Consider the following 25,081-nt stretch of genomic DNA (forward strand, 5'->3'; position numbering starts at 1 on the left):
CTCGTGTTCACGACGGTAGGGGTGCCCGATGGCGGATGCGCCGGTGGCGGACCGGCTGTGCTGCCTGCGGGCGAAACCTCGGTGGCGGATCGCGGTGCGGCGGGCGGAGGTGATCAGCAAGCTCGCGCAGCTCGATCGGGTGAGCACAGCGGCGGCGAACGCGGCTGCTGCGGAGCCCGGGATATCGCGGCGGCGAATGATTGCGCTGGTGGCGCGTTGGCGTGCCGGGGAGTCTGGCTTCGGATCTGTTGCCGGGCACCTCGAATGGCGGCCGAGGTGGGGAACGGCTGCCCGAGGATGTGGAGGCGATCATCCGCCCGTGGCTGACGTGATTGGTCTCACCTGCGGGCGTGTGCTGTGTCGAGCCACGCGTCGAGGTGGGCACGAGCGTTTGCTTCGCCGTGGGGGTAGCGGTGCAGCATCAGCAGTCGCCAGCACAGGCCGAACAGCTGCCGAAGATGAATGCAGGTTGTGAGTTCATCGTCGCTGGGGCGGTCGGGATACGCTTGCAATGCCGACACCGCGAAATTCGTGCCGTCCTGGTCGGCGGGGAGGCGAGATCCCAGGCGATCGGTCCGCGCCAGGTGTCTTCGAAGTCGATCCAAACCACACCATTCGGTGTGGCAAGTGCGTTGCCCTGATGCGCATCACCGTGCAGCGGCTGGACCGGGAATACGGCGAGTGCGTCGCGGAGCGTTTCGGTTTCGGCCCGTAATGTCGACAATTCGGTGCCGGTCAGCAGCTGTTGCCGGTCGACGAGGTCGACCAACCGCGTGATGTCCCCGAGCGGTCCGTCGGTCGGCAGTTCACCCGGGTATCCGCGTAGCACTTCGTGGAGTTCGGCCAATGCGGGCGCCAACTCCGCCGCGCTTGGTGTCCGCTCGGGTTCGTGCGGAATGTACTCTCGCGCACGGGACTGGACACCCGAGGAACTCGCCTACATCGAAGAAGGACAGGAAGCGTTGGCTGGACCGCTGACTCAACGTCAACTCACACTTCTGCGACGCTGGTGGAACGGTGGCTACCGCTCGCGGCAAGACTGAGCAGACCCATATGCATCAACGAAGCCAAGATTTCGAGACCCGGGTTCGAGGCATTCCTCGTGCACCACCCCAACAGCGGCTCCGCTTACCGTCCAGCCCGCGCAACCCATCGAGCAGTCATCCTGAACCTCGACACCCGGACCCCCTACCCCGCTGCCGAGTGGAGCTGTTCGCGATGCTCAACCCAAGGACGCTGACGCTCCTCCACACTCATCGCCAACAACTCCCGCAACTTCCCCCACGCCACCTCATTAGTCGGCGTATAAATCTGCATCCACGCATGCGGAACCGACGGCAGAGACATACTCGTCAAAAACATCTCCAACTCCCCCACCGCCAAATTACGAACCTGCTTGGTACGACTGACCGGGACAGCGACATCGTTACGCGCCCACAAAGCCTTGAAATTCGAGGACTCCGAACACAACTCGACGATGAACTCCTCCCAGTACGGATCGCCCAGGTTCTTCGCATAGGCACCACGCAAATAACCGACCATACGGCGCAGGTCATCCCAGTTGTGCTGGTAGGTATTGCAACATTCCGGGGTAAGGAAGACCCGGCGGGCGACGTTACGTTCGCCGGTCAGGAAACCAGGACACAACGCCTCGTACGGCTCGTTATGAGCCAACACGTCATACCGCGCACTCAACACCACCCCCGGCAATGGATCCAAATGATCCAGAATCACCTGGAGCTCCTCCGGCAGAGCAGTACCCGCATGCGCCGTCGGCACCGTCGGCACATCCGCCAAACGATACAAATGCGCCTTCTCCGCAGCATCCAACTGCAGAGTACGCGCCACCGAATTCAACACCTGCACACTGACATTGATACTGCGGCCCTGCTCGAGCCACGTGTACCAGGTGATCCCGATCCCGGACAGCTGGGCGACCTCCTCACGCCGCAGACCGGGTGTGCGCCGCCGGGGCCCAGGCGGCAGGCCCACGTCCTCCGGCGAAATCCGCGCACGCCGTGACTTCAGAAAAGAGCCCAGCTCGGCACGGCGCGCCTTGCGCAAGGTGCGCATGTCCACAACATCGGTCATCTTGTGATCGTCCCCGAAACCCGGGACCTTATCCAGGTGCTGCCAATACCAGTTTTATTGGGCTCCTGTTACTGGTGTCGAATCGGCTGCAAGCTCAGTGCATGACCCAGACGTTGTCACCGGGTTCGGCCAAGACGACACCCGCCACGCCGACTCCCCCAGCATCTCCCGCGTACGGCGCGCGGCGCACCATTGCGATCCTCGCCGTCATCCTGACCGGGCAGTTCATGGCGGTGCTCGACGCCTCCATCGTGAATGTCGCTATTCCCTCCATCCGCACCTCGCTGCACACAAGCGGATCGGCGCTGCAGCTGATCGTCGCCGGATACGTCATCGCCTACGCCGTGCTGCTCGTCACCGGCGCCCGGCTGGGTGACAGGTTCACTCAGCGTCGTACCTTCATCGCCGGCCTTGCGGTGTTCACCGTGGCCTCATTCGCCTGCGGGCTGGCGTGGAACGAAGTCACCTTGATCGTGTTCCGATTCCTGCAGGGCGTCGGCGCGGCGGCCATGGTCCCGCAGATCATGACCCTGATCCAGCGGAATTTCACCGGCAATGCCAGAGCCAAGGCACTCAGCACATACTCTGCGATCATTTCCGGCGGCATGGTTGTCGGTCAGGTCGTGGGCGGTCTGATCGTCAACGCCGATCTCTGGGGTAGCAGCTGGCGTGGCGTGTTCCTGGTCAATGTGCCGATCGGTGTGGTGCTGCTGCTGGTCGCGCCGCGGGTACTGCCTTCGGACACGGCACGATTCGACCGCAAGCTCGATCTGGCCGGGCTGGCGATGCTGACCGTTTCGGTGCTGCTGCTCGTCCTTCCGATGGTGCTCGGCCACGAACAGAACTGGCCGCTGTGGACATGGATCACCCTGGGCGCCAGCGTGATCGGTATCGTGGTATTCATCGCCATCGAACGAGCGGTCGCGGCGCGCGGCGGCGAACCACTGTTCGCGCAGCGAGTATTGCGAACGCCCGGGTTGGTGCTCACCGCGTCGACACTGTTCGTGATCATGGCGACCTTCGGCGGCTGGATGTTCGTGATGGCCATTCACCTGCAGAGCACCCTCGGCTACACCGCGCTACATGCGGGGCTGCTGTTCATCCCGATGGGTGTCACGTTCGCACTGGCCAGCCTGAACTGGGAGCGCATTCCACACCGCTTCCATGCCGCCATGATCCCGTTGGGGCTCGTACTCGGCGCGGCGACGATGGTGACGCTCGGCATGTTGCTGCGCAACGGCGCCGACTTCGGCCCGCTGCCGCTGACGATCTTCGGCATCCAGGGCATCGGCTTCGGACTCGCGTTCAGCCCATTGATGACCAGGACCCTGGCCAAGATCCCGATGTCGCTGGCCGCGGACGCGAGCGGCATCCTGGTCACCAGCGTGCAGCTGGGCATCGTCGTCGGCATCGCCTGCTTCGGCACCATCTTCCTCGGGCTGCTCGGCACCACCGCTTTGTCGGCGGCCCATGCGCTGGGCGGCACGGCGATCGCCGAGGGTGCGACGGTACTGGCCGCCGCCGCGCTCGCAACCCGGGCAGCGCGCTGAGCACTGTCCACTTTTGATTCACCAGAAACCCACCGCTGACCCGCAGCGGTGGGTTTCCGGCGGTTTGCTGTCCAGATTTCCAAGAAAGCGAACCCACAGCCGCCTGATACTCGTATGTTTGCCCTACGCAGTGTGGATCGGAGTGGGACAGTGCAGACAGCTGGGATAACCGCGGACTATGTGATCGTCGGCTCGGGATCCGCCGGTGCGGTCCTCGCCAACCGGCTCAGCGACGACCCCGGCACCACCGTCGTGCTGCTCGAGGCGGGGCCGCCCGACAAGAACAAGTTTGCGCACATTCCTGCCGCCTTCGCGAAACTATTTCGCACAGAAGTGGATTGGGACTATCTCACCGAGCCGCAGCCGGGGCTGAACAACCGGCAGATCTATTGGCCGCGCGGGAAGATGTTCGGCGGATCTTCGTCGATGAACGCGATGATGTGGGTCCGCGGCTTCCGCGCCGACTACGACGAGTGGGCGCTGCTGGCGGGTGAGGAGTGGGGATTCGCCGCCGCGGTAGAGCAGTACCGGCGCATCGAGAACGTCGAAGAGGCTCAGTACCCGGACGAGGGGGCAGCCGGGCCGCTGCACATCTCGCGGCAGCGCAGTCCGCGCGCGTCGACAGCCGCTTACCTGACCGCGGTGCAAGAAGCCGGGTTCGCGGTGGAACCGCCGAACCGGCCGCAGCCGGACGGGTTCAGCGAAACCATGGTCACCCAGCGGGGCGGTCGCCGATGGAGCACGGCAGATGCCTATCTGCGGCCTGCGCTGCGGCGGACAAATCTGACCATCCGGACCGAAGCGCTCGTCTCCCGTGTTCTTTTCGAACGTGATCCGGCAGGCGCACCGCGCGCAGTCGGCGTGGAATACCTGCAGGGCGCCGCCTCGCACGCGGTCACCGCGCGCCGCGAAGTGATCCTCTGCGGCGGCGCAATCAACAGCCCACAACTGCTCATGCTCTCCGGCATCGGCGATCGGGACGAGCTCACCGGGCAGGGCATCGAGGTCGTACACCATGCCCCGGAGGTCGGCGCGAATCTGCAAGACCATCTGGTCGCCGGCATCGGCTACGGCGTCGAAGCGGACTCGCTGTTCACCGCGGAGAAGCCGCGCCAGCTGTTGGATTATCTGATCCGGCACCGCGGCATGCTCACCTCCAATGTCGGTGAGGCCTACGGGTTCGTGCGCAGCCGATCCGATCTCGACCTGCCCGACCTGGAATTGATCTTCGCGCCGGCGCCCTTCTATTACGAAGGGCTGCTCGACCCCACAGAGCACGGCGTCATGCTGGCGACGGTACTGCTGCGGCCGCACAGCCGCGGCCGCGTCACCCTCGCCTCGGGCGACCCGACGGCGAAACCGGTCATCGATCCCAGATATCTCTCCGACAGTGCGGGGGCCGACCGCGCCGCTCTCATGTCCGGACTGCGGACCTGCGCCGAACTGGCGGCATCGCCTGCGATGAAAGCGATACTCGGGCCGTTGATCTATCCGCCGCAAGCGCCGAGCGAGATGGAAGCAGCCCTCGAGCTGGCGCTGAACGGCTACTCACACACCCTCTACCACCCGGTGGGCACCTGCCGGATGGGTACCGACGAAGCAAGCGTGGTCACACCGCGACTGGAAGTCCGTGGCGTGCACGGACTTCGGGTCGCCGATGCGTCGGTGATGCCGCTGCTCATCCGTGGCCACACCCATGCGCCGAGCGTTTTCGTCGGCGAACAAGCGGCCAAGTTCCTCAGCGCAGGGCGCTGACCACTTCAGCACCAGGAAACTCGATTCTGCGCGGAGCATCCGCGTCCATCTCGGCGAGCGAGCCAGAAGAATGTACCGACGTCCTCGACGAATAACTCCGAAGGCGGCGGCGTGGTCGGCGCGCGATGGCTTATGCCATTGGTCCGTGCCGAGAGTTTCTCGATGAGCAGGGCGCACAGTGCCGCAGGCGAACCCACCGCGCCGCAGTCGGCGGCCTGCGGCCGAGTGGCGCGCAATCGGGAGTGCCCGATTTTCTGACCAGCGGCCTGCTCGAGAGGGCGCGTGTGCGGTATGAGGTCGGCGCTGGTGACGGAATCGCCGCCCATTCCCGGCGTCGGGGATTCCCCTTCGTGGACGAAACAACGTAATGAAGTAATCATTATTCAGTTGGACCGCTAGACAGAGAAACAGGAGCAGGAGTGCACAACGAACTGGAGTCCTTGCTGACCCGGGCCCTGACGCTCGACCGGCACTTCGCCAAGCTTATGGAAGGCCACCCGGCAGGAAGCGCTGCGCCCCTGCAAGATTCGGTGATCCGACCACTGACGGAAGCGTTCACCGAGATGACCGGCCGGGGCCCCGACGTCAACGCCGACGACGAAACCGGAGCAGAAACCACAGACCAGGTGTGGCAGCTGGCGCGCGACATTACCCGATTCCGCGGCAACCCCGGACTACCGACCGGGGTCCAGGAGGCCACCGCCGCCCTTCAACACCTGGCCGTCCTGTCCGCCGACGACCCGGACGCTCGCGTGGCCGAGCTCACCGCGCTCCAGTCGGGCCTGGAATCCCAGATCCAGGTTGCCCCCGACGGGCCGTACCTGGTCACCAACGCCACCAAGATCACCGACTGGCTCGGGGTGGCCATCCGAACGCTTCCACAGCTGGCCCTGTGCCGCTGTGGAGCTTCGGAGACCAAACCGCTCTGCGACGGCAGCCATGCCCGCATCGGATTCAGCGGCGACAAAGATCCGCAGCGGGTGCCCGACAGCCGGGAAACCTACGAAGGCGTTGCGGTCACCGTTCTCGACAACCGCGGCCTGTGTGCCCACTCCGGGTTCTGCACCGATCGGTTGCCGAACGTATTCCGTGCTAGCGCAGAACCTTTCGTCGCACCGAGCGGCGGCCGGATGGACGAGATCAAACGGGCGGCACGAGCCTGCCCCTCCGGCGCTCTCGGTTACGCAATCGACGGTAAGGAGGGCGACGCCCCGGCCAGGGAACCCGCGATCGAAGTATCGAAGGACGGCCCGTACCGGATCTCCGGTGGCATCCCGCTGGTCGATTGCGGCCAACGCAACACGGGCGCGTCGAGCGAGCACTACAGCCTCTGCCGGTGTGGGCACTCGCAGAACAAGCCGTTCTGCAGTGGGATGCACTATTACGTCGGATTCGCCGATCCGGTGCCCTCCGAGGAGCCGACGCTGTTCGAGTGGGCAGGCGGCCTGCCTGCGCTCACCCGGATGACGCACATCTTCTACGGCAAGTACGTCCCCGAAGATCCGCTACTCGCACCGCTTTTCGCCAGCATGTCACCCGATCATCCCGAGCGCGTGGCCGCCTGGCTCGGCGAGACCTTCGGCGGACCGAAGCTGTACACCGAGATGTACGGTGGCTACGAGCACATGGTCGCCGAGCACGCGGGCAAGGCGCTCACCGAGGAGTGGCGGGCGCGGTGGGCGCAGCTCATCTCTCGTGCCGCGGATGACGCCGGGTTACCGACCGACGCGGAATTCCGGGCCGCATTCGCCGCCTATATCGAGTGGGGATCGCGTATCGCACTGGAGAATTCGCAACCGGGCGCAACTCCACCGCCACACATGCCGGTGCCACGGTGGTGGTGGGTATGCAACGCCACACCCGGGTCCCGGGTTTCCGCCCTCACACCTCCCGCCGATGCCGACCACACCATCGAACTACCGAGCCCGGACGAACCGGTCAGCTTCGACCGGCACATCAAACCGCTGTTCCGGGCGATGGACCGCAAATCGATGAGCTTCGTCTTCGATCTGTGGTCGCACACCGACGTCGTACAGCACGCCGCCGGCATCCTCGACCGACTCCAGCAAGGATCCATGCCCTGCGACGGCCGCTGGCCCCAAGACCATATCGATGTCTTCGCCCGCTGGATCGCCGACGCCACTCCCGAATAACACTCGCGGCTGCACCGCTCTGCCCTACCGGGGTAGAGCGGACCGCGGCCGGTGCGGTCCGACCTCGATAATCGGTGGTGGCGGGCTCGGGTTCCGCGCTAGCGTGACAGCCTCGAAGGGAGACACTGTGACGCTGCCGAAGAAGGGTGCCCGGCGCATCGTCGTCGATGGGACCGCGTACCGATGGCGCGTCCGGCGACGGCCGACCTATATGCAAGGAATCGCGCTGACACGCATGACCTTTGCCGTCGAGCATGCCGCCCATCCCGGCACCACGTTGGTCGTCGACACCGGCCACGCTCATCCCCGCAACTGGATGGACATTCCCCCGGTTTCCATCCGTCCGGCCGACGTTGCCACCAGCATACGTCTGGGACTGGCACGCGGATGGCAGCCATCTTTCCCCGGTTCACCTTTCATGCTGGCCCGGTCGAGCAGCGCCACCTCGCCCTGATCACGGGTCGAAGCGCTCGACACGGTAGAAAGGTCGGTCGTGTCGGGTGACGAGTGGTTCGGACAGCGATCATGGGGCGTGCGCTTCGAGTGGGGTGTGGCGGGTGCACTGGCTTTGGCGCCCGGGAGCGCGTGTGTGGTGATTGTCGACGTGTTGTCGTTCACCACATCGGTTTCGGTGGCCGTCGAGGCGGGCACGGAGGTCATTCCTTACCCGTGGCGCAACGACAGTGCTGCCGAATTCGCCGAGCGACACAATGCGGAAGTCGCCGTCGGGCGGCGTGCGGTCAGCGCACAGCAGCCTTGGTCGTTGTCGCCTGCCGCTTTGCGGCGCGCGCCGACAGCACGGCGCTTGGTGTTGCCCTCTCCCAACGGTTCGGCCATCGCGGCGGCGGTGGCGGGAGTGCCGGTGGTCGCCGGGTCGCTGCGGAATGCCGATGCAGTCGCTGCGTGGATTCACCGGCAGGGGTGGGGCACACCGGAGCTGCCGGTCACGGTGATCGCCGCGGGCGAGCATTGGCCGGGACAGCCGGTGCTCCGCCCCGCGGTCGAGGACCTGCTCGGTGCGGGCGCGATCATCCACGGGCTGAACCAGCGCGGTGCGAGCGCGCTGTCACCGGAGGCACTCGTCGCCGAGGCGAGCTACACCGATGTGGAGATCGCGACCATCGTCATCGAGTGTTCCTCCGGTCGTGAGCTCACGGAAGGCGGGTTCGCCGAAGACGTCGCGATTGCCACCGAACTCGATACCACCGACGTAGTGCCGCTGCTCGTCGACGGCGTCTTCATCGATGGCCGGCGCAGGTGATCACGGCGTAAATCGTCACCCGCGACTTCTTCGGCGCTGACGACTGTGTTCCTGGCGCCGGCGCCGACCCTTCAGCCGGGCGCCGGGAAAGGCTCGCGTGGTCTCCGTAGCATCAGCATCAGCATCAGCATCAGCATCAGCATCAGCATCAGCATCAGCATCAGCATCAGCATCAGCATCAGCAAGGATGCCGAATTGGCATGGCGTGCAACATTGCTCGCGCTGCGCCAGTGCGCAGCGCGTGTCTCCGCATCGGCCGCCTCTCGGGTTCCTACGTCGTTGTGGGCGGCGGGCTCATGCGGCCACGAAGAGGCCGAGAGATCCGGCTGCAAGCACGAGCCACGGCAGCGGGTAGGCGATGTCGGAGTACCAGCGGGCGCGCACGATGGTAACGACCGCACCGAGGAAATACAGAACCAAGCCGATAGCGGCAGCCAAGCCGATGGGAGGGATGGCGAGGCCGACCAGGAGGCCGAGCGCGCCGATGGCTTTGATGACACCCAGCAGGCCGAGCACCTGCGCAGGGATGCCGTAGTTCTGCATGTTGTCCAGCAGCCACTGCGGCCGGACAACATCGATGGCTGCCGCGACCGCGGCTGCCACCGCGGCGAGAACGGTGACGACGATGTAGGCGATATGCACGGGAAATACCCTCCTGTTCGATGGCACCCGAGGTCTGCGATCGTGATGGGGCCCGCGAAGCGCCGCACCCGCGGTCACTCGGGCGGTGTTGAGTTCGTCATCCAGATGACGGATGGCGACGAGGAAAGGTGACCGATGCACGCACAGGATTTGCTGGCGCGCCGATTCGAAACGCATCGCGACCACCTGCGGTCGATTGCCTATCGGATGCTCGGGTCTTCGAGCGAAGCCGAAGATGCGGTTCAGGAGGCATGGCTGCGGCTGGCGCTGTCCGACACCGGCGATATGGAGAATTTGGCGGGTTGGCTGACGACGGTCGTCTCACGGATCTGCCTGGACATGCTGCGATCGCGAGCCGCGCGACGCGAAGACCCCGTGGACTCCATCGCCGATCACGGCGACACGGCCTACGACAGCGACCCGGAACACGAAGCCGTGCTTATTGATTCGGTGGGGCGCGCGCTGCTGGTGGTGCTGGACACCCTCGGCCCCGACGAGCGGGTGGCGTTCGTGTTGCACGACATGTTCGCGGTGCCGTTCGATCAGATCGCGCCGATCGTGCGGCGCACGACTGCCACCACCAAGAGACTCGCGAGCCGGGCCCGATCGCGCGCACGCGGTGACGCGACCGCATCCAGCGCCGAACTCGCCGAGCAGCGCCATGTCGTCGAGGCGTTCCTCGCCGCCGCACGCAGTGGTGACCTCGCTGCTTTGCTGGTGGTATTGGCACCGGAGGTGGTGCGCACCGCTGATCCGGCCGCGCTGCCCGCCGGAATGGCCTTGGTTGCCCGTGGCGCGGATGCCGTGGCGAAAGAGACTCTGGTGCTTCGCAGGCGCTCGCAGGTCGCCGCCCTTGCCCTGGTCAACGGCACAGTCGGCATCATTGTGGCGCCGCGCGGTCGGCTGTTGCTTGCGCTCACGGTGACCGTCGAAGGCGATCGGATCGCGGCCTACGAGGTGTACGCCGATCCGGCTCGCCTGCGGCAGCTCGAGCTGGCCGTGCTTCCTGACTGACCGTCGAACCGGTTCACGCAGTGGCGATACGCAGCACAAGTGCGACGATCGACAGGATCAGAATGGCTGCGGGCACAGGCATGCCCTTCCAGTCCTTGGACTTCACGTGGAAGCCGATACCGCCGAGAAAGTAGAGAATCAGCCCGACCGCGGCAGCAATCCCGACCGGCGCGAACCACAGGCCGATGAGCAGACCCGTCGCACCCGCGAGCAGCAGTGCGGCCAATGGATTCAGCCATCTCTCCGGCACCCCGATGGCGGCATACCCCTCGACGAACTGCGGGCGCCGAGTGATCTTGAAGAACGCCGACATGGACAACATGCCGGCAAGCAATACAGAAATAATGACGGTCGCAACGAACATAATGCGTCTCCTCGAATGTCACTCCCAGTGACTGCGTTCAATGTAGGTCGTCGCGACGATCTACGGAACACGAATAGCGGTCGGCAAGCCACGGAATGCCTGCGCCTCCATACGGTCCGGTGCCCTACCCGGTCTTACGGCCGACGACGAACACTCGGCGGAAAGGCAGCCAGGTGGTGCCGTCGGTGTGGCGCGGGTATTCCGCCCGCAGGAGTGGGGCGAGTTGTGCGGTGAATTCTTGCCATTCGGTGTCGTCGATCACATCGCGAACGGGACGTAGGGCAGTTCCGGTGAGCCATTCCAGTACGGGGTCTTCACCCTCGAGGCGCTGGAGGTAGGTGGTTTCCCATGCGTCGATCTGACAACGTGTGAGTAGCCGGGCGTATCCATCTGGGTCGAGCACCGCTCGCGGTTCGAGGATGCCCGACGGGGCAAGTTCCGCGCGCCACCGATCCCGGGACGCCAGTTCGCGGATTGTTCGGTGGGACGGCGCGTCGAAGTTGCCGGGAACTTGGAAGGCCAGCCAGGCTCCCGAAGGCATGCGGTCGACCCATCGTGGCAGCAGGGTGGTGTGGGTCGGCCCCCATTGCAACACGGCATTGCAGATCACGACGTCGGTATCAGGGGCAGGGTGCCACGCTTCGACGGTGCCGAGGGTGGCGTCGACACCGCGATCTCGTGCGGCCGCGACCATGTCGGGTGAGGAGTCGGATGCCTCGATGACCGCTCCCGGCCAGCGCTGGGCGAGTGCGAGGGTCAGATGACCCGGCCCGCATCCGAGATCAACTACCCGGCGCGGCTGTTCGGCGGCCACGCGGTTCAGCAGATCGAAGAACGCGCGTGAACGGTGATCGTCGAACGCAAGGTACTTCTCGGGATCCCACATCGGACCTCCAAGTCATTGGATCGCGTCAAACCGTACGGACGTACTGTAAAGCACGGTGAGCACTAAGGCCAGCACCTACCGCAGGAACCCCGTCACATCAGCACTCGTCAACGAGGCTTACCCCAACGGGATCGCCCCGAAGGCAGGCCGATCGATGCCCGACCAGGCGTTCACACTCGGCGTCGAACGGTTCCGTCGGCGTCGGCATCGAAGTTCGAGAAGTTCGAGACTGCACGATCGAACACCGATCGACGCGACCCGAATCACTATTTCATAGTGATCCCAGACACATCACGTAACAATAACTGAAAATTGTAATATTGCATTTTCCCAGCGCCATCCCTGAAAACGAAGTCACTCTATCGATAGAGTTCAGGCAATTCGGACGTTATCTCGACGTGATCCTCCGCGACTTCTCGGTTAACGTCGCTGGCGGCCCGGATCAACATCCGGTTCTGACTCGAATCGCCGAACACCGGCAACCCTGCCCCACGGTTCGAGGATCCCCGACATCCCTGGGGGCAGGGACTCGTGTGCGGCTTCCACGGGCCGGTAGGGCGCAGGCAGGGAATCCATATGTTCAAGAACCGTAAGTTCACCACCCGCGCGCTTGGCACCACCGCCGTCATCGGCGCCCTCGTTGCCGTCCCGTTCAGTGTCGCCACCGCCACCGCCACCGCGTCGGCCGCAGGCCACAACTGGGACGGCGTCGCGCAGTGCGAGAGCGGCGGCAACTGGGGCACCGAGACCGGAAACGGCTTCTCCGGCGGCCTGCAGTTCACCCAGAGCACCTGGGAGGCCAACGGCGGCGCCGGCAGCCCGAGCGGCGCCAGCCGCTCCGAGCAGATCCGCGTCGCGGAGAACGTGCTCGCCACCCAGGGCCCCGGCGCATGGCCGGTGTGCGGCGCCTACCTGTAAGGCCGCAACCCCCCGTTCGACCAGCACGGCCCTGTCACGCGGATTCCGCCGACAGGGCCGTTCTGCGTCACCAGCCGGAACGCGCTCTTGCTTACTTGCTCCGACACTGATGGCATTACTGAAACCTGTGTCAGTCCAAGGAGGCGCGCATGCTGTCGTTGCAGGAGATTTCCGATCGCCTGGAGATCCAGGATCTGATGGTCCGCTACTCGCACGCGGTCGACACTCGGCAGTGGGACCTGCTCGACGACGTCTTCACCGCGGACGCGCACATCGACTACTCGGCAATGGGCGGTGCGATCGGCGACCTCACGTCGACGAAAGCCTTTCTCGCCCAGGTGCTCCCGAACTTCCCGGCATTCCAGCATTTGGTCGGCAATTCGTCGATCACTGTCCACGGCGACACCGCGACCGGCCGCACGATGTGCCATAATCCGATGCTTGTCGAGAACGGCGACGGACAGCAGAGCGTCATGTTCTGCGGCCTGTGGTACCTGGACACCTTCGTCCGCATCGACGGCCGATGGCGCATCAAGCAGCGCGTCGAGGAGAAGAGCTACATGTATCTCACGCCTGCGACGCCGAGCATGGGCTGAATTGCCGAGGGCATCGACGCAAGCGGCAACAGTGCTACCGAGCTGGCGCTGCCCCGCCTGGTTAGAGCGAACCGGCGGGGCAGCTGCCGTCATTCAACGGGTCGGTCCTGAGATCAGAGCGCGGATTTGTTGAGAGTTTCCTGAGAACGCCTGCGCGACATCGCCTATTGCGCATAGGCCCGCGTCACCGCGGAGGTCAACATATCGACGACTCCGCCGGCGCCGGGCTCGCCCCCGCTTTCCCAGGTGCACGCCACCGGCTCCTCGACCGGACCAGCCTGGGCCAGAGCGGTTTTCACGCTGTCACGCACAGCGTCGTGCACCGCTTCGATGGGGATTCCCGCCGCGGCGCAACGGGCGGCAGCGTGCTCGAACCATGACATCACCATCGAACCCGAGGCCTCGGCCGCATCCACGAGGACGAGTGCGAGCTCGAACCCTGCCTTGAGCAGCGCGTCGGGGCCCGTCGCCCAGGCCTCGTCGGGTGGGCGCATCGTCATGGGACTCCCTCCGCGTAACGCCCTTATCGGATTCCGACGCTACGGGCTGACGTACCGGCCTTCGAGCTGACGGGCCCGTTTCGGCGAATGGACGAACTCGGGTGCGGATTGATTGTGAACCCTCACAGGCATGCCCTCGCCAGGTTCGGAACATGCCCGGAACCGACGACGGCCCCCTTGTTCTGCGAGGTCGCCGCGTTACCGTGGGGTGCTTCGCCACGTTGCGACGCCGGAAGGGAGTCACGATGACCGTCACCAGTTCGGATCGACCGGATCTGACCGTATCGGGCAGGCCGGTGACGTCCTCACTGCAGGATGTCCGGGCATTGTCACAGCAGATGGTCGGGCACTTCGTCGAGAACGTCGTCCCATGCCGGACGCTGCCGGGCGAGGCGCTCAACGGCGACATCACCACTGTCACCCGGGTCTGCCTGGAGTTGGCGGTGAGCATGTTCGACGGCACCGATATTCCGGAGAAGACCCAGCAGCTGCGGAAGGTCGCCGCAGGGTGGGCCCGCGAGGGCATCCCGATCGACACGATCCACCATGCCGTGCACGAGGGTTTCAAGCTCGGTTTCGATCTCATCCTGGCCAATGCCACCGCCGCCGACTTCGACAATCTCAAGCAGATCAGCCGGCGATTGCTCGAAATCCTCGACACCATCACCTCTACCGTCTCGCAGGCCTATGTCCGGGAGCTGCGGGCGGTGGTCAGTGAGCACCACACCGCCGCACACACTCTCACCTCGGCACTGCTCGGCGGCCACCCCACCTCCACCATGGCGCGCGAATGCGGGATCGAGATCGCCGAATCGTATTCCGTTCTCGCCGTGTCGATTCCGCAACACCCCGAGGAATGCAATCCCAGGGTCGACAGCACCGTGGTCGCCCGGCGCAAGTTGCGCCGCGTACAGGCCGAGCTGGCGACCCGATGTGGCGAGGGCGCGCTGTCACTATTGAGCGTCGACGGCGGCACCATCCTGCTTCCCGCCGCACTGTTCGAGGACGACACCCTCGACTCGCTCGTCGACCAACTCTCCCACGCCGCACAGGTCCCGATCACCGCCGCGGTCATGCCCGCGACCCCGCCCCAGGTGCCCGCCGCAGCTGATCAAGCCCACGAACTGCTCGACATGGTGGCCCGACTGCACTGCGCCCACGGCCTGTATCGCTTCGACGATCTCGCCCTGGAATACCAGCTCACTCGGCCGGGCCCCGGCCTCGACCACCTACGCACCCTGCTCGACCCGCTCGACGAGCACCCCGAACTGCTCGAAACCCTGCAACGCCATATCAGCAACAACCTCAATCGTCAGCGCACCGGACGCGCCCTGCACGTGCACACCAACACCGTCGACTATCGACTCAAGCGCATCGGTCAGCTCACCGGCTTCGACCCCGCCCAAGCCTCCGGCGTCTGGTACCTCAGATCCGCGCTGATCGCCCGCAGCTACAAGCAACCGAGGCCAGGGGGCCCACAGCGCGAAGCGAGCTAGGTGTACTGACCATGGACGTTGGTGACGGCGTGGCGAGCTGACATGGCGAAGACCTCCGAGTGAAGTGCGAGCTGTCTAGGAACGCATTCACCTGTCGGAGGTCTTCGTGTCTCACCGTAATGCCCCGCTCACGGAGTTGGGCCGGTTGCGTCTTGCTCGTTGTGTCGTCGATGAAGGTTGGCCGCTCCGCCGGGCGGCCGAACGGTTCCAGGTCTCGGCCACCACCGCGTCGAGGTGGGCGGGTCGCTATCGCCTGCAGGGCCCGGCGGGCATGGTCGATCGGTCCTCGCGACCACATCACAGCCCGCGCCGGACACCGACTCGCACCGAACGCCGCATCATCAAAGTTCGTGTGCTGCGCCGATGGGGACCGGCCCGCATCGCCTACCTACTGGGCTTGCATCCCTCGACGGTGCACCGGGTCCTGACCCGCTACCGGCTGGCACGGCTGCGCTGGCTCGACCGCGCCACCAGCCAACCGGTACGCCGCTATGAACACGATGCCCCGGGCGATCTGATCCACATCGACGTCAAGAAACTCGGCAAGATCCCCGACGGCGGTGGCTGGCGCAAGCTCGGCCGTTCCGCTGGCAACCGAAATTCCCAGGCGCACAAGCTAACCAGGGTCAACAATGTTCACGGCAACCCGATGCACGGCTACCACTACCTGCACACTGCCCTCGATGATCATTCCCGGCTGGCCTATACCGAACTCCTCGGTGACGAGCGCAAGGAAACCGCCGCCGCGTTCTGGGCACGCGCCAACGCCTGGTTCACCGCCAACGGCATCATCACCCGAAAGGTGTTGACCGACAACGGGTCCTGCTACCGATCCCGCACCTTCGCCGAGGCCCTAGGGCCGGTGGTCCACAAACGCACCCGTCCCTACCGGCCCCAAACCAACGGCAAGGTCGAACGCTTCCACCGCACCCTGGCCGACGAGTGGGCCTATGCGCGGCTCTACCGCAGCGATGTTGAACGATGCGCAGCCTTCACCACCTGGCTCCACACCTACAATCACCACCGCGGCCACACCGCACTCGCAGGCCACCCGCCCGCTAGCCGCGTTACTAACCTCTCAGGTCAGTACAGCTAGGCCACCAGCAAAGACCAGCGCCCGGAGGTCCAGTTCCTTCCGACTGGACCAGGACAAGTCGGGTGGTGCCCTCGTAACGTCTGCGGATGTGGACCAGAAACTTGCCGACGATCTCGCAGAGCTGCCCGCGCTGCTCGAAATAGTCCGCCATGCTGCCGAACAGGTGTTGACCGGAATCGCCGAACGTCCGGTGGCGCTGCCGCAGGATCCGGTTCCGGCGGCACCCCTGCCGGAACGGGGATTCGGTCTGCGCCAGGCGCTTTCGGAGTTCCAGCACCGTTGGGAACCGAACTTCTCCGGTAGCGCGGGCCCGCGCTACCTCGGCTTCGTCACCGGTGGCGCGACGCCTGCGTCGATCGCAGGCGACTGGCTGACCAGCACATTCGACCAGAATGTCATGTCCGGCGGTGATTCCACGGCGATCGATCTGGAGCAGGAGACCGTCGGCTGGATCGGGCAGCTCTTCGGCTTGACGCAGCACACCGGCGCATTCGTGAGCGGAGCGACCACCTCGAACCTGGTCGGGTTGGCGATCGCGCGGGAATGGCTCGGCGAACAACTCGGGGTTTCCGTGGCCACGGCCGGGGTTGGCGCGCTCGGGCCCGTCCATGTGTTGTCCGGGTCGCCGCACTCGAGCGTCACCAAGTCGTTGTCGATGCTCGGCATCGGCCGCGACCGGCTCCAGCGGATACCCACGCTGCCGGATCGGGAAGCCGTCGATGTGGACCAACTCGCCGCGGCACTCGCCGCATTGGACGGTCGACCCGCCATCGTGGTCGCCAACGCCGGAACCGTGAATACCGTCGACTTCGACGATCTGCGTGCCATTGCGGCATTGCGCGAACGATTTCCTTTCTGGCTGCACGTCGATGGCGCTTTCGGAGCGTTCGCCGCGCTTTCGCCGCAGCATGCGCATCTGGTCGACGGTCTCGCCGAGGCCGATTCGGTGTGCGTCGATCTACACAAATGGCTCAACGTGCCCTACGACGCCGCGGTCCAGTTCACCCGGCGCCGCGACCTGCAGGCCAGGGCCTTCCAGAACTCCGGCGCCGCATACCTCGGCGCACCGACCGAAGAACCGGAATTCGGGGATCTGGTACCGGAGAACTCGCGGCGACTGCGTGCGCTCCCCGCATGGTTCACCCTGTCGGCCTACGGCCGCGACGGACACCGAGAGATCGTGCAGCGCAACATCTCCTGCGCAGGCCGCCTCGGCGATCAGCTCGCCGCGACCGGCGTGATCCGGCTACTCGCCCCGGTCCGTCTCAACGTCGTCTGCTTCACTCTCGCCGACCAGCCCACCACCGAACGGGTGCACGCACTGGCCGAGGCGATTGCCGCGAGCGGGAAAGCGTTCGTCACCCCGACGGTGTACGACGGGCAACCTGGCCTGCGCGCCGCCGTGAGTAATTGGCGCACCACCGACTCCGACATAGACCGGGTGTGTGATGCCATCACCGCCGCGGCCCGCAGGCTCCCCTAGATCCTCGTTGTGGTTCTGCCGGCGGCCCCACCTTGCAGTGGGGCCGCCGCAGCCGAACCAATCGGTGCCCGAGTCGATGCTCACACCCCGATCTCGAGAAGCAGGTTGCCACATCGGAACCGCTTCGTCGACTCGGGAAGCATCGATGCGTTCGTGCAAGCGCCCATGCTGTTGTGCGTTCGCAAGAGTGCGCGCCGACCAGGCAGATCGCGGCCTAAGCGCATGCATCGATAACGAAATGGCATCGAGGATGGCCCGTTGTTTCCGAACTGTTCCCGAATGGAAGGAATTCGATCAGAGGCTGAACACTCGGTCAGCGGTGTCCAGACGACCGATGGTGCGGGAGATCTGCGCGCACAGCTGCCACGGCCGCTTGGTATCGGTGGTCGCCTTGCCACTGGTCAGAATCGCCCCGGACAGCCCGCGGGCCGGATCGGCCCAACCGTATTGGGTCGTCAATCCGCTACGCCCGAAATGAGATTCGGTGTTGCGGCCGAACTTCGACCGCCGCCCACCCAGTTCGAAGCCCGCTCGGCTCACCGCCCCGGCCACACCCGGCATCCGATTCGCCGGTTGCACCGCCTGCCGTAGCGTGTCCGGTTCGATGATCCTGATGCCATCCAGTTCGCCACCGCGCGTGAGGATTTCATAGAACCGCGACAGCTCGTACGCCGTGGTGACGAGATTGCCCGAAGGGAGCTCGGCGGTGAGGAGCGCCCGGGTCGCGGCATCGGATACCGAACCGTCCAGCCGGCCGCCGAGCGCTTTACGCGCCAGGAAGGTCGACACCCGAGACGCTCGCGGCCCGGTCTTCACGCTGGGAACCACCTTGTCGACATCCTCCGGGGACACACCGAAGTTCGTCCACCGGAACCCGAGCGGATCGAGCACCTGTTCGGCCAGATGCTCACGCATCCGTTTTCCTGTCGCCCGCTGGACCAGCAGCCGTTGGATGAGCCCACTGGTCAACGCGTGATAGACCCGGAACCGCCCCGGCGGCCAGCTCGGGACGAGATCGGCCAGTCCCCGCACCGCCAACTCCTCGTCGACCACCATTTCCATGCCCTTGTACGGCGCCGTGACAAAGGGGACGCCCGCCGAATGGGACAGGACGTCTCCGATGGTGATGGTCGCCTTGCCGTTGGCGGCGAACTCCGGAATGTACTGACACACACGATCGTTCAACGCGAACGCGCCCTGCTCGATGAGCATGAACATCAGTGCGGCCGACACGCCCTTCGCTGTGGAGAATCCGCAGAACGGTGTTTCCGGCGTGACCAGCACTTTCGCCGCGCCGGGCCCGTCTGCGGGCGCGTTCCCCCAGCCGTGTCCGATGGCTCGGTTCAACACGACCTTCTCGTTGCGTCGCAGACACACCTGGATCGCGGGAGTGGTTCCCAGTCGGTACCACCCCCGCACCGACTCCCACAGCGACTCGACCTCACCACGAGTCAGCCCGGCGTCGGCCGGATCGTCCTCGTTCCCGACCGTCGTCACCGATTCCATATCCTCGGCCACCATCACCAACGAGCCAGACGATGTACTCATCCACCCACCATAGGTGCGTTCACACCACCGCCCCTTGCTGGTCAGACCTGATAGTCCACTGAGAACATCGCAAAGGTGACACTTTGGACCTCACCGGCCGCGTTGATACCGGTAGAACGGCCGACCCGGCCACTACGAAGGAGTTCGTCATGACCCTCATCGGAACGCTGATCGGGTACGCGTTGACGGTGTTCGTGCTCCTGCTGCTCGCCAGGATGGTGCTGGACTGGGTGGGGATGGTTGCCGATGCGCCATCGTGGACGAACCGCGCTCGCACGCTGACCCATACCTGGACCGAACCGGTGATCGCACCGGTGCGCCGGGTGCTGCGACCGGTGCGAGCGGGCGGGCTGTCGATCGACCTGGCGTTCACGGCAGTGTTCGTCGTTGCGCTGATTCTGCGCACGATCGCCTTCAGCCTGTAGCCACACCCCTCTCGGGCGTTTACCTGCGACAGATAAGGCGCTCGATGACTCAGGCTTGCCAATGTCGGGAATGCCCGATAATCGAAGACGTTGAGGGTCGGCCGAGCGGCCGGATGGGTCGTGACCGAGTGAGGTAACGGATGTCGCTGTTCGTAAGCCCGCGGGCGGGTGCTGCCCTGACCGCCTGCAGTCAGGTGCGTCGATGACCACCGAGGAAGCCGATATTCGGCTCGATGTGCACATCCCCACGGCTCCGACCGATTTCATCGTCGCGTTTCTCGATACGATCGAGGAGAAGATCCACGATATCGTCCTCACGCTCGCCACAGGCAAACCCGCCGAGCGAACGGATCTCAAGGACGAATTTCGTAATGCGCACCTACTCCGTGAAGGCACACCCGACGGCACCAAGCCTGGGTCCATGATGGTGGACGACTATCAAACGAAGGTCGGCGAAGTTCTCAAAATCAAGTCCAAGCTGCATGCCGACAACGAAAAGGTCAACAGCTCCTCATTTGCCACCTTCAGCACGTCGAATGACACCTTCGATGGCATCGAGCAGGAAGTTGGTCGGCTCAACGACATCATCGACGCAGCCCCCCCACCGAGCAATGACGTGACGATCTTTCGCGCTAGGGATATGAGTTTGGTCGACTCCGCATTCCAGACCCTTGGCAAGATATACGACAGGGCCGCGGCGGCCGACAAGCAGATTCAGAAATTTGCGGATAACATTCGCCGTTCGACGCCCTCCGCCGGGCCCAACTTTTCCCCCTACGCAGCGGGCGTTGGCGGGGGCCCAACCGCTATCCCCCGGCCACACAGCAACGGTGAGTACGTGGCTGCCACTCCACGGGACAGGGTCGACGTGGCAATCAAAGCCGCATGGGGCGAACTCGCCAGGGGCGTCAGCGAAACCAATGGCAACAACCACGTCGACGCGCCGTACAACATCGACGACGCGTGGTGCGCGTCATTCGCGACCTGGGCGTGGCAGCAGGCAGGCATCGACCCCGGCTGGGACAACAAGAACTACGTGCCTGCCATCTGGGCCGAGGCTGCGGGTGGCCCTAAGGGCATAAGCCAAGGCCACATATCGACCGCCACCGCGGGCGACCTCCTCATCTGGGGCGACCAAGGCCACATCGGCCTCGTGGTCGCCCGTAACGGCAACATGATCACCACGATCGAAGGCAACTCCGGCGACCAGGTGTCCGAACATACCTACGACATCACGAAAGGGGGCTTCGCGGGTGTCGTCCATCCGCCCCCCGGTTCCAGGTCTCCAGGTGTGGGAAGTCTGCAGCAAACCGCTCCGTGATTCCTTGGCTACGGTCCTCCCACGTCGTCTGCACTGTGACGGCCGCGACACTGAGTCCATGGATCGAGCTCGTCACATGTGGCGAACCTGCCCATCGACGTCGCTTCACCTACCAGGATCCGCGATCTCAGCGCGGATCCCCCGAAAAGAAGAGTGAGCAATGGATATTCAAGGAATCTTGGGACTGATCCTCGGCGCTGGCAGCAGCGTGCTCAGCCTCGGTAGCAGCCTGGTCCGCTAAGGCTCCGACCACAGGCAGGCAATCGCTCACCTGGCGAATGCACGCCGACACGGAAGACCGGGCGCTCGCGCGAGCGTCCGGTTCGCCGATCAGCAAGGCATCCGTGGACAACGAATATCATTGCCATACAGCAGTATTCGGCTGATCCGCCGGAGCAGGGGTGATCACACCTCACGCCCCGGTTGTGGACCCGGGACGAATGATCATCAAGACCGTCACAGTCGCCCACAGCAGGTTGAATGTTCCGGTGTACATCGCCAATTGACTGATCACGGCGCGCGCGGGCGCAGTGGGATGCGACATCCCGGTGAGCCCGGTCAGAATCTTTGCCTGGTCAGGAAGCACCATCAGCGCAAGGACCCCCGCCGCAGCGGCGGTCAGGGCAATCGAGATCATCAACCACGTATCCCCCAGCACACCGAGGCTGATCGCGGTGGCGATTCCGAACACCGGGACGACGATCCCGACGGCCGCGTACACCCGGCAGATGCGATGCAAGGTCCGCAGCACCACAATGGGTTGTCCAGCAACGGATTCGGCTGCGGCGCGACGGGCGAAGGCGGGGAACATGCTGGCGGCGACGGTGACCGGTCCGACCGCGATGATCGCGGCGAGGACGTGGACCGAGAGCAGGAACTCGGTCACGACGCGACGACCCCTGACGACACGAATCCTGCGGACACAAGCATGGGCATTCGTTCCTCTCCGTTGGCGCTTCCCGCTGACGGTAGCCAGTGCGCGCGATCACCGGAATCGGCTGGATTGCCATATCCCAACGGATTCTCGCCAACATGCTGAACTCCTTCTTTCAGGCCGGCCCCAGGCCGGAATGCTTGGCGGGAATTGTGGTCAGGCCTAGTTTGTAGCCATGCATACCGTCGCCGTCCTGGTACTGGACAAGGTGATCCCCTTCGACCTGTCCACACCGATCGAGGTGTTCACCCGCATCCGGCTGCCCGACGGACGCACGCCCTACCGGGTCCGCGTCTGCGGTGCGACGCAGACGGTCGACGCGGGCGCGTTCACTCTCCAGCCGCGCTGCGGCATGGAAGCGCTGACCAGCGCCGACACGATCATCCTGCCGGGCTGCTCCGACCCGACCGCCCCGATACCGCCCGAGGTCATCGACGCGCTGAAACTGGCGGCGCACAACGGAACCCGCATCGCCTCGATCTGCTCGGGCGCGTTCATTCTCGCCGCCACCGGGCTGCTCGACGGACATCGCGCCACCACACACTGGCTCGCCGCCGAAGAACTCGCCGCACGCTATCCGCTGATCGAGGTCGATCCGAATGTGCTCTACGTGGACAACGGCCACATCCTGACCTCGGCGGGCGCCTCGGCCGGAATCGACCTGTGTCTGCACCTGATTCGCCGCGATCACGGCTCCGCGGTGGCCGCCGACGCGGCACGTCTTTCGGTCATGCCGCTGGAACGTGAAGGCGGACAAGCCCAATACATCGTCCGGGACAACCCGCCCGCACCGCGCGGCTCGGTTCTGGAACCGGTGTTGCACTGGATGGAAGACAACGCGGCGCGCGAACTCACCCTCGACGACATCGCCCTCCGCGCAGGTATGAGCACCCGCAGCCTCAACCGCCACTTCCGCGAACAGACCGGCACCACACCGTTGCAGTGGCTGCACCGCACGCGCGTCCGCCATGCCCAATACCTGCTGGAGGCCACCACACACCCGGTCGACCGGATCGCGAGCCAGGTCGGGTTCGGCTCGCCGACGGCCTTTCGTGACCGCTTCAAGCGCATAGTCGGCACCAGTCCGAACGCTTACCGGTCAGCGTTCCACAACGCCGAAAAGGCGTGATGGTTCAGGAGTTTTCCGTTGATTGTTTCCCCCGAGCCGACTCGGCGAGCCGAAGGTTGGTTACCTTCAGCTGGTGGGCGGTACTGGCTGCCAGGTCTCGAGCCTGTTCCGGGGTGAGGCGACCGCACAGGCGACCCCAGTGCACGCCGACCTCGTCGCCGACCTCGACGTCCGGCACCGAGCTGTATCCATCGGACCAGATGTCCGCGCGCAATATCGACGGCATGGACAGCTCGAGCGTCTGCCCATTCCACGCCAGAGTTCGACATCGCAAGGCGACGCCGGTTCGGTCACGGGAAACGACTGTTCCCCAATTGATCCGGCAATTGTCGAGGACGCTCACCGGATGCTCGTCCATCCCCCTGCCCAACAGTCGCGACCACGGGTACACACCGAACACATGGAAACAGTGGTTGGCGGCGGCTTCCACGGCCAGTTCCGGGGTGAGGTGCGCCCAGTAGGCTCCTGCCACCGGACCGATCACCGAAAGCAGCTCGGTCATGAAGGCCCCTGCGTCGAGCTGAGCGCCGATTCCGCCACCATGCCAGTAGGATTCGACAAGGCGATGGTCCAGCGGATCGTCGATCCCGGTCAGCCGGGACATCACCTGTAGGTAGGGCCACACACCGGAAAAGCGGGTGGCGACCGCCCGAATCTCGGCGCCGGAGCCGCCGCGCAATGCCGCCGCCTCCGCAGGGCCACAATAGCCGAGCCGGTTGGGCGCGTAGGTGTATCGCGCGAACATGTCCGTACCACGTGCGTCCATCACCCCTGCGGCTTCCCTGCCAGGTCGGCCTGCCAGCGATGCTCGACATCGCCGATGCGCCACACCGCAAAGGCCGCGATCCAGGTGAGCGCGAACAGTCCGACGATGATGAAACCCATCGCACCGAGATCGAGGTTCCCAACCCAGGCCAGCGGGCCCGTGGTGACATCGAGCTTCTCGGTGAGAATCGAAATCACCTCCTGTGCACCGATCAGCAAGGCGACCGCCACCGACAGTCCCGTCACGACAATGTTGTAGTAGATCTTGCGGATCGGCCTGGCGAACGCCCAGCCGTAGGCAAAGTTCATGAAGGTCCCGTCCAAGGCGTCGAACAGCGACATACCCGCCGAAAAGAGCACGGGCAGAACCAGAATCGAGTACCACGGCAGATCTGTCGCCGCGGCCCCGCCCGCGATCACCAGCAGACTCACCTCGGTGACCGTGTCGAAGCCGAGGCCGAAGAGCATCCCGACCGGATACATCTGCCACGGCGTGCGCACCGCACGCGTCATCGGTGCGAAGAGCCGATTCAGTGCGCCCCTGGATTCCAGTTGCGCTTCGAGCTGTGTCTCGTCGTAACTACCCCGGCGCATAGTGCGGTAGACGCGCCAGATCCCGATCAACGATGCTGAATTCAGGAGCCCGATAAGGATCAGGAAGGTGCCCGAGACGACGGTGCCGAACACGCCGGTCCACTGTTGCAGGTCGGAGTTCTCGTTCTGGATATTGGCGGCCAGCGCTTTCATACCCAGCGCGAGCAGCGCCACGAGAACGAACACGATCGTGGAATGCCCGAGCGAGAACCAGAATCCCACCGACAGCGGCTGCTGCCTATCGGCCACCAGCTTTCGAGTGGTGTTGTCGATCGCGGCAATGTGGTCGGCATCGAAGGCGTGCCGCATGCCGAGGGTGTATGCGGTGACCCCCAGCCCGACACCGAATACCGTGCCCTCTACAACATAGTTGTTCGGGACGACAAGGAAGAACAGCGTGGCCCAGCCGACGATGTGCAGGGTGAGGATGGTGGCGACCATTCCGACAATGCCGACCCGTTGCCGAGATTCCAACTCGATCCACGCAGGCCGCAACGCCCTCGGATGGTTGGTGATCGACACGATGACGTGGACCTCGCTATCTCTCCAGCGGCGAATCA

At 64.8% G+C, this 25,081-nt stretch carries 23 protein-coding genes and 2 pseudogenes; 14 read left to right on the forward strand and 11 right to left on the reverse strand.

Features of this window, described 5'->3' with window-relative positions:
- Positions 1-421 precede the first annotated feature (421 nt).
- Together OHQ90_RS26380 and OHQ90_RS26385 are read right to left on the reverse strand one after the other, a co-directional pair.
- Positions 422-901: pseudogene (locus OHQ90_RS26380) on the reverse strand (phosphotransferase family protein); the annotation flags it as partial.
- A gap of 287 nt (positions 902-1,188) precedes the next feature.
- Positions 1,189-2,091, reverse strand: coding sequence for a helix-turn-helix transcriptional regulator (locus tag OHQ90_RS26385; RefSeq protein WP_328401877.1), 903 nt, complete (start codon positions 2,089-2,091; stop codon positions 1,189-1,191).
- Between the two features lie 101 nt (positions 2,092-2,192).
- Between OHQ90_RS26385 and OHQ90_RS26390 the strand changes: the two genes are divergently transcribed.
- From OHQ90_RS26390 to OHQ90_RS26410, 5 genes are all read left to right on the forward strand, one after another.
- Positions 2,193-3,641, forward strand: a complete 1,449-nt coding sequence (locus tag OHQ90_RS26390) for an MFS transporter (protein WP_328401879.1) — start codon at positions 2,193-2,195, stop codon at positions 3,639-3,641.
- Between the two features lie 165 nt (positions 3,642-3,806).
- The gene (locus OHQ90_RS26395; protein ID WP_442941496.1) at positions 3,807-5,396 is read left to right on the forward strand and encodes a GMC family oxidoreductase; all 1,590 of its coding nucleotides are present in this window, start codon (positions 3,807-3,809) and stop codon (positions 5,394-5,396) included.
- A 419-nt stretch (positions 5,397-5,815) separates the two neighbouring features.
- Complete coding sequence (locus OHQ90_RS26400; RefSeq protein WP_328401883.1) at positions 5,816-7,549, forward strand: CDGSH iron-sulfur domain-containing protein; 1,734 nt, start codon at positions 5,816-5,818, stop codon at positions 7,547-7,549.
- Positions 7,550-7,676: 127 nt separating this feature from the next.
- On the forward strand, positions 7,677-8,003 hold the full coding sequence (locus tag OHQ90_RS26405; RefSeq protein WP_328401885.1) for a hypothetical protein: 327 nt from the start codon (positions 7,677-7,679) through the stop codon (positions 8,001-8,003).
- A gap of 39 nt (positions 8,004-8,042) precedes the next feature.
- Positions 8,043-8,810: a 2-phosphosulfolactate phosphatase gene (locus OHQ90_RS26410; protein WP_328401887.1), complete on the forward strand. Its 768-nt coding sequence runs from the start codon at positions 8,043-8,045 to the stop codon at positions 8,808-8,810.
- Positions 8,811-8,881: 71 nt separating this feature from the next.
- Here OHQ90_RS26410 and OHQ90_RS26415 read toward each other — a convergent pair whose 3' ends face one another.
- Both OHQ90_RS26415 and OHQ90_RS26420 read right to left on the reverse strand, forming a co-directional pair.
- Positions 8,882-9,142 carry a hypothetical protein gene (locus OHQ90_RS26415; protein ID WP_328413460.1) on the reverse strand — a complete coding sequence of 87 codons (261 nt, stop codon included), beginning with the start codon at positions 9,140-9,142 and terminating at the stop codon, positions 8,882-8,884.
- Positions 9,105-9,452, reverse strand: coding sequence for a DoxX family protein (locus OHQ90_RS26420; RefSeq protein WP_328401889.1), 348 nt, complete (start codon positions 9,450-9,452; stop codon positions 9,105-9,107). The genes OHQ90_RS26415 and OHQ90_RS26420 overlap by 38 nt, the downstream gene beginning before the upstream one ends.
- 135 nt (positions 9,453-9,587) lie before the next feature.
- Between OHQ90_RS26420 and OHQ90_RS26425 the strand changes: the two genes are divergently transcribed.
- Positions 9,588-10,466, forward strand: a complete 879-nt coding sequence (locus OHQ90_RS26425; RefSeq protein WP_328401891.1) for a sigma-70 family RNA polymerase sigma factor — start codon at positions 9,588-9,590, stop codon at positions 10,464-10,466.
- Positions 10,467-10,479: 13 nt separating this feature from the next.
- Here OHQ90_RS26425 and OHQ90_RS26430 read toward each other — a convergent pair whose 3' ends face one another.
- Both OHQ90_RS26430 and OHQ90_RS26435 read right to left on the reverse strand, forming a co-directional pair.
- A complete protein-coding gene (locus OHQ90_RS26430; protein WP_328401894.1) occupies positions 10,480-10,830 on the reverse strand; it encodes a DoxX family protein in 351 nt (116 codons plus the stop codon).
- A gap of 124 nt (positions 10,831-10,954) precedes the next feature.
- Positions 10,955-11,716, reverse strand: a complete 762-nt coding sequence (locus tag OHQ90_RS26435; RefSeq protein WP_328401896.1) for a trans-aconitate 2-methyltransferase — start codon at positions 11,714-11,716, stop codon at positions 10,955-10,957.
- Positions 11,717-12,292: 576 nt separating this feature from the next.
- On the opposite strand from OHQ90_RS26435, the pseudogene OHQ90_RS26440 reads away from it, so the two are divergent.
- Both OHQ90_RS26440 and OHQ90_RS26445 read left to right on the forward strand, forming a co-directional pair.
- Positions 12,293-12,631, forward strand: a pseudogene (locus OHQ90_RS26440) (transglycosylase family protein); the annotation flags it as partial.
- Between the two features lie 152 nt (positions 12,632-12,783).
- Positions 12,784-13,230, forward strand: coding sequence for a nuclear transport factor 2 family protein (locus OHQ90_RS26445; protein ID WP_328401898.1), 447 nt, complete (start codon positions 12,784-12,786; stop codon positions 13,228-13,230).
- 164 nt (positions 13,231-13,394) lie between these two features.
- On the opposite strand, the gene OHQ90_RS26450 is transcribed toward OHQ90_RS26445, so the two are convergent.
- On the reverse strand, positions 13,395-13,730 hold the full coding sequence (locus tag OHQ90_RS26450; RefSeq protein ID WP_328401900.1) for a hypothetical protein: 336 nt from the start codon (positions 13,728-13,730) through the stop codon (positions 13,395-13,397).
- A gap of 245 nt (positions 13,731-13,975) precedes the next feature.
- On the opposite strand from OHQ90_RS26450, the gene OHQ90_RS26455 reads away from it, so the two are divergent.
- The 3 genes from OHQ90_RS26455 to OHQ90_RS26465 all read left to right on the forward strand — a co-directional run bounded on the left by OHQ90_RS26455 (position 13,976) and on the right by OHQ90_RS26465 (position 17,805).
- Positions 13,976-15,226, forward strand: a complete 1,251-nt coding sequence (locus OHQ90_RS26455; protein ID WP_328401902.1) for a PucR family transcriptional regulator — start codon at positions 13,976-13,978, stop codon at positions 15,224-15,226.
- A gap of 106 nt (positions 15,227-15,332) precedes the next feature.
- A complete protein-coding gene (locus OHQ90_RS26460; RefSeq protein WP_328399578.1) occupies positions 15,333-16,322 on the forward strand; it encodes an IS481 family transposase in 990 nt (329 codons plus the stop codon).
- Positions 16,323-16,410: 88 nt separating this feature from the next.
- On the forward strand, positions 16,411-17,805 hold the full coding sequence (locus OHQ90_RS26465) for a pyridoxal phosphate-dependent decarboxylase family protein (RefSeq protein WP_328401904.1): 1,395 nt from the start codon (positions 16,411-16,413) through the stop codon (positions 17,803-17,805).
- Between the two features lie 294 nt (positions 17,806-18,099).
- Here OHQ90_RS26465 and OHQ90_RS26470 read toward each other — a convergent pair whose 3' ends face one another.
- Complete coding sequence (locus OHQ90_RS26470; protein WP_328401906.1) at positions 18,100-19,353, reverse strand: serine hydrolase; 1,254 nt, start codon at positions 19,351-19,353, stop codon at positions 18,100-18,102.
- Positions 19,354-19,502: 149 nt separating this feature from the next.
- Between OHQ90_RS26470 and OHQ90_RS26475 the strand changes: the two genes are divergently transcribed.
- Positions 19,503-19,778 carry a YggT family protein gene (locus OHQ90_RS26475; RefSeq protein WP_328401908.1) on the forward strand — a complete coding sequence of 92 codons (276 nt, stop codon included), beginning with the start codon at positions 19,503-19,505 and terminating at the stop codon, positions 19,776-19,778.
- 202 nt (positions 19,779-19,980) lie between these two features.
- Entirely contained in the window at positions 19,981-21,099 is a 1,119-nt protein-coding gene (locus tag OHQ90_RS26480) for a CHAP domain-containing protein (RefSeq protein ID WP_328401910.1), read from the forward strand.
- A gap of 412 nt (positions 21,100-21,511) precedes the next feature.
- Here the strand turns inward: OHQ90_RS26480 and OHQ90_RS26485 are convergent, their stop codons facing one another.
- Entirely contained in the window at positions 21,512-21,985 is a 474-nt protein-coding gene (locus tag OHQ90_RS26485) for a hypothetical protein (RefSeq protein WP_328401912.1), read from the reverse strand.
- Between the two features lie 223 nt (positions 21,986-22,208).
- Between OHQ90_RS26485 and OHQ90_RS26490 the strand changes: the two genes are divergently transcribed.
- Complete coding sequence (locus OHQ90_RS26490; protein WP_328401914.1) at positions 22,209-23,162, forward strand: GlxA family transcriptional regulator; 954 nt, start codon at positions 22,209-22,211, stop codon at positions 23,160-23,162.
- A 4-nt stretch (positions 23,163-23,166) separates the two neighbouring features.
- On the opposite strand, the gene OHQ90_RS26495 is transcribed toward OHQ90_RS26490, so the two are convergent.
- Positions 23,167-23,928 (reverse strand): DUF6390 family protein, encoded by a 762-nt coding sequence (locus OHQ90_RS26495; RefSeq protein WP_328413115.1) that lies wholly within the window; start codon positions 23,926-23,928, stop codon positions 23,167-23,169.
- A complete protein-coding gene (locus OHQ90_RS26500; protein WP_328413117.1) occupies positions 23,928-24,995 on the reverse strand; it encodes a HoxN/HupN/NixA family nickel/cobalt transporter in 1,068 nt (355 codons plus the stop codon). The genes OHQ90_RS26495 and OHQ90_RS26500 overlap by 1 nt, the downstream gene beginning before the upstream one ends.
- Positions 24,996-25,081 lie beyond the last annotated feature (86 nt).

This window comes from Nocardia sp. NBC_00403, assembly GCF_036046055.1.
In the GTDB taxonomy this organism is placed as follows: domain Bacteria; phylum Actinomycetota; class Actinomycetes; order Mycobacteriales; family Mycobacteriaceae; genus Nocardia.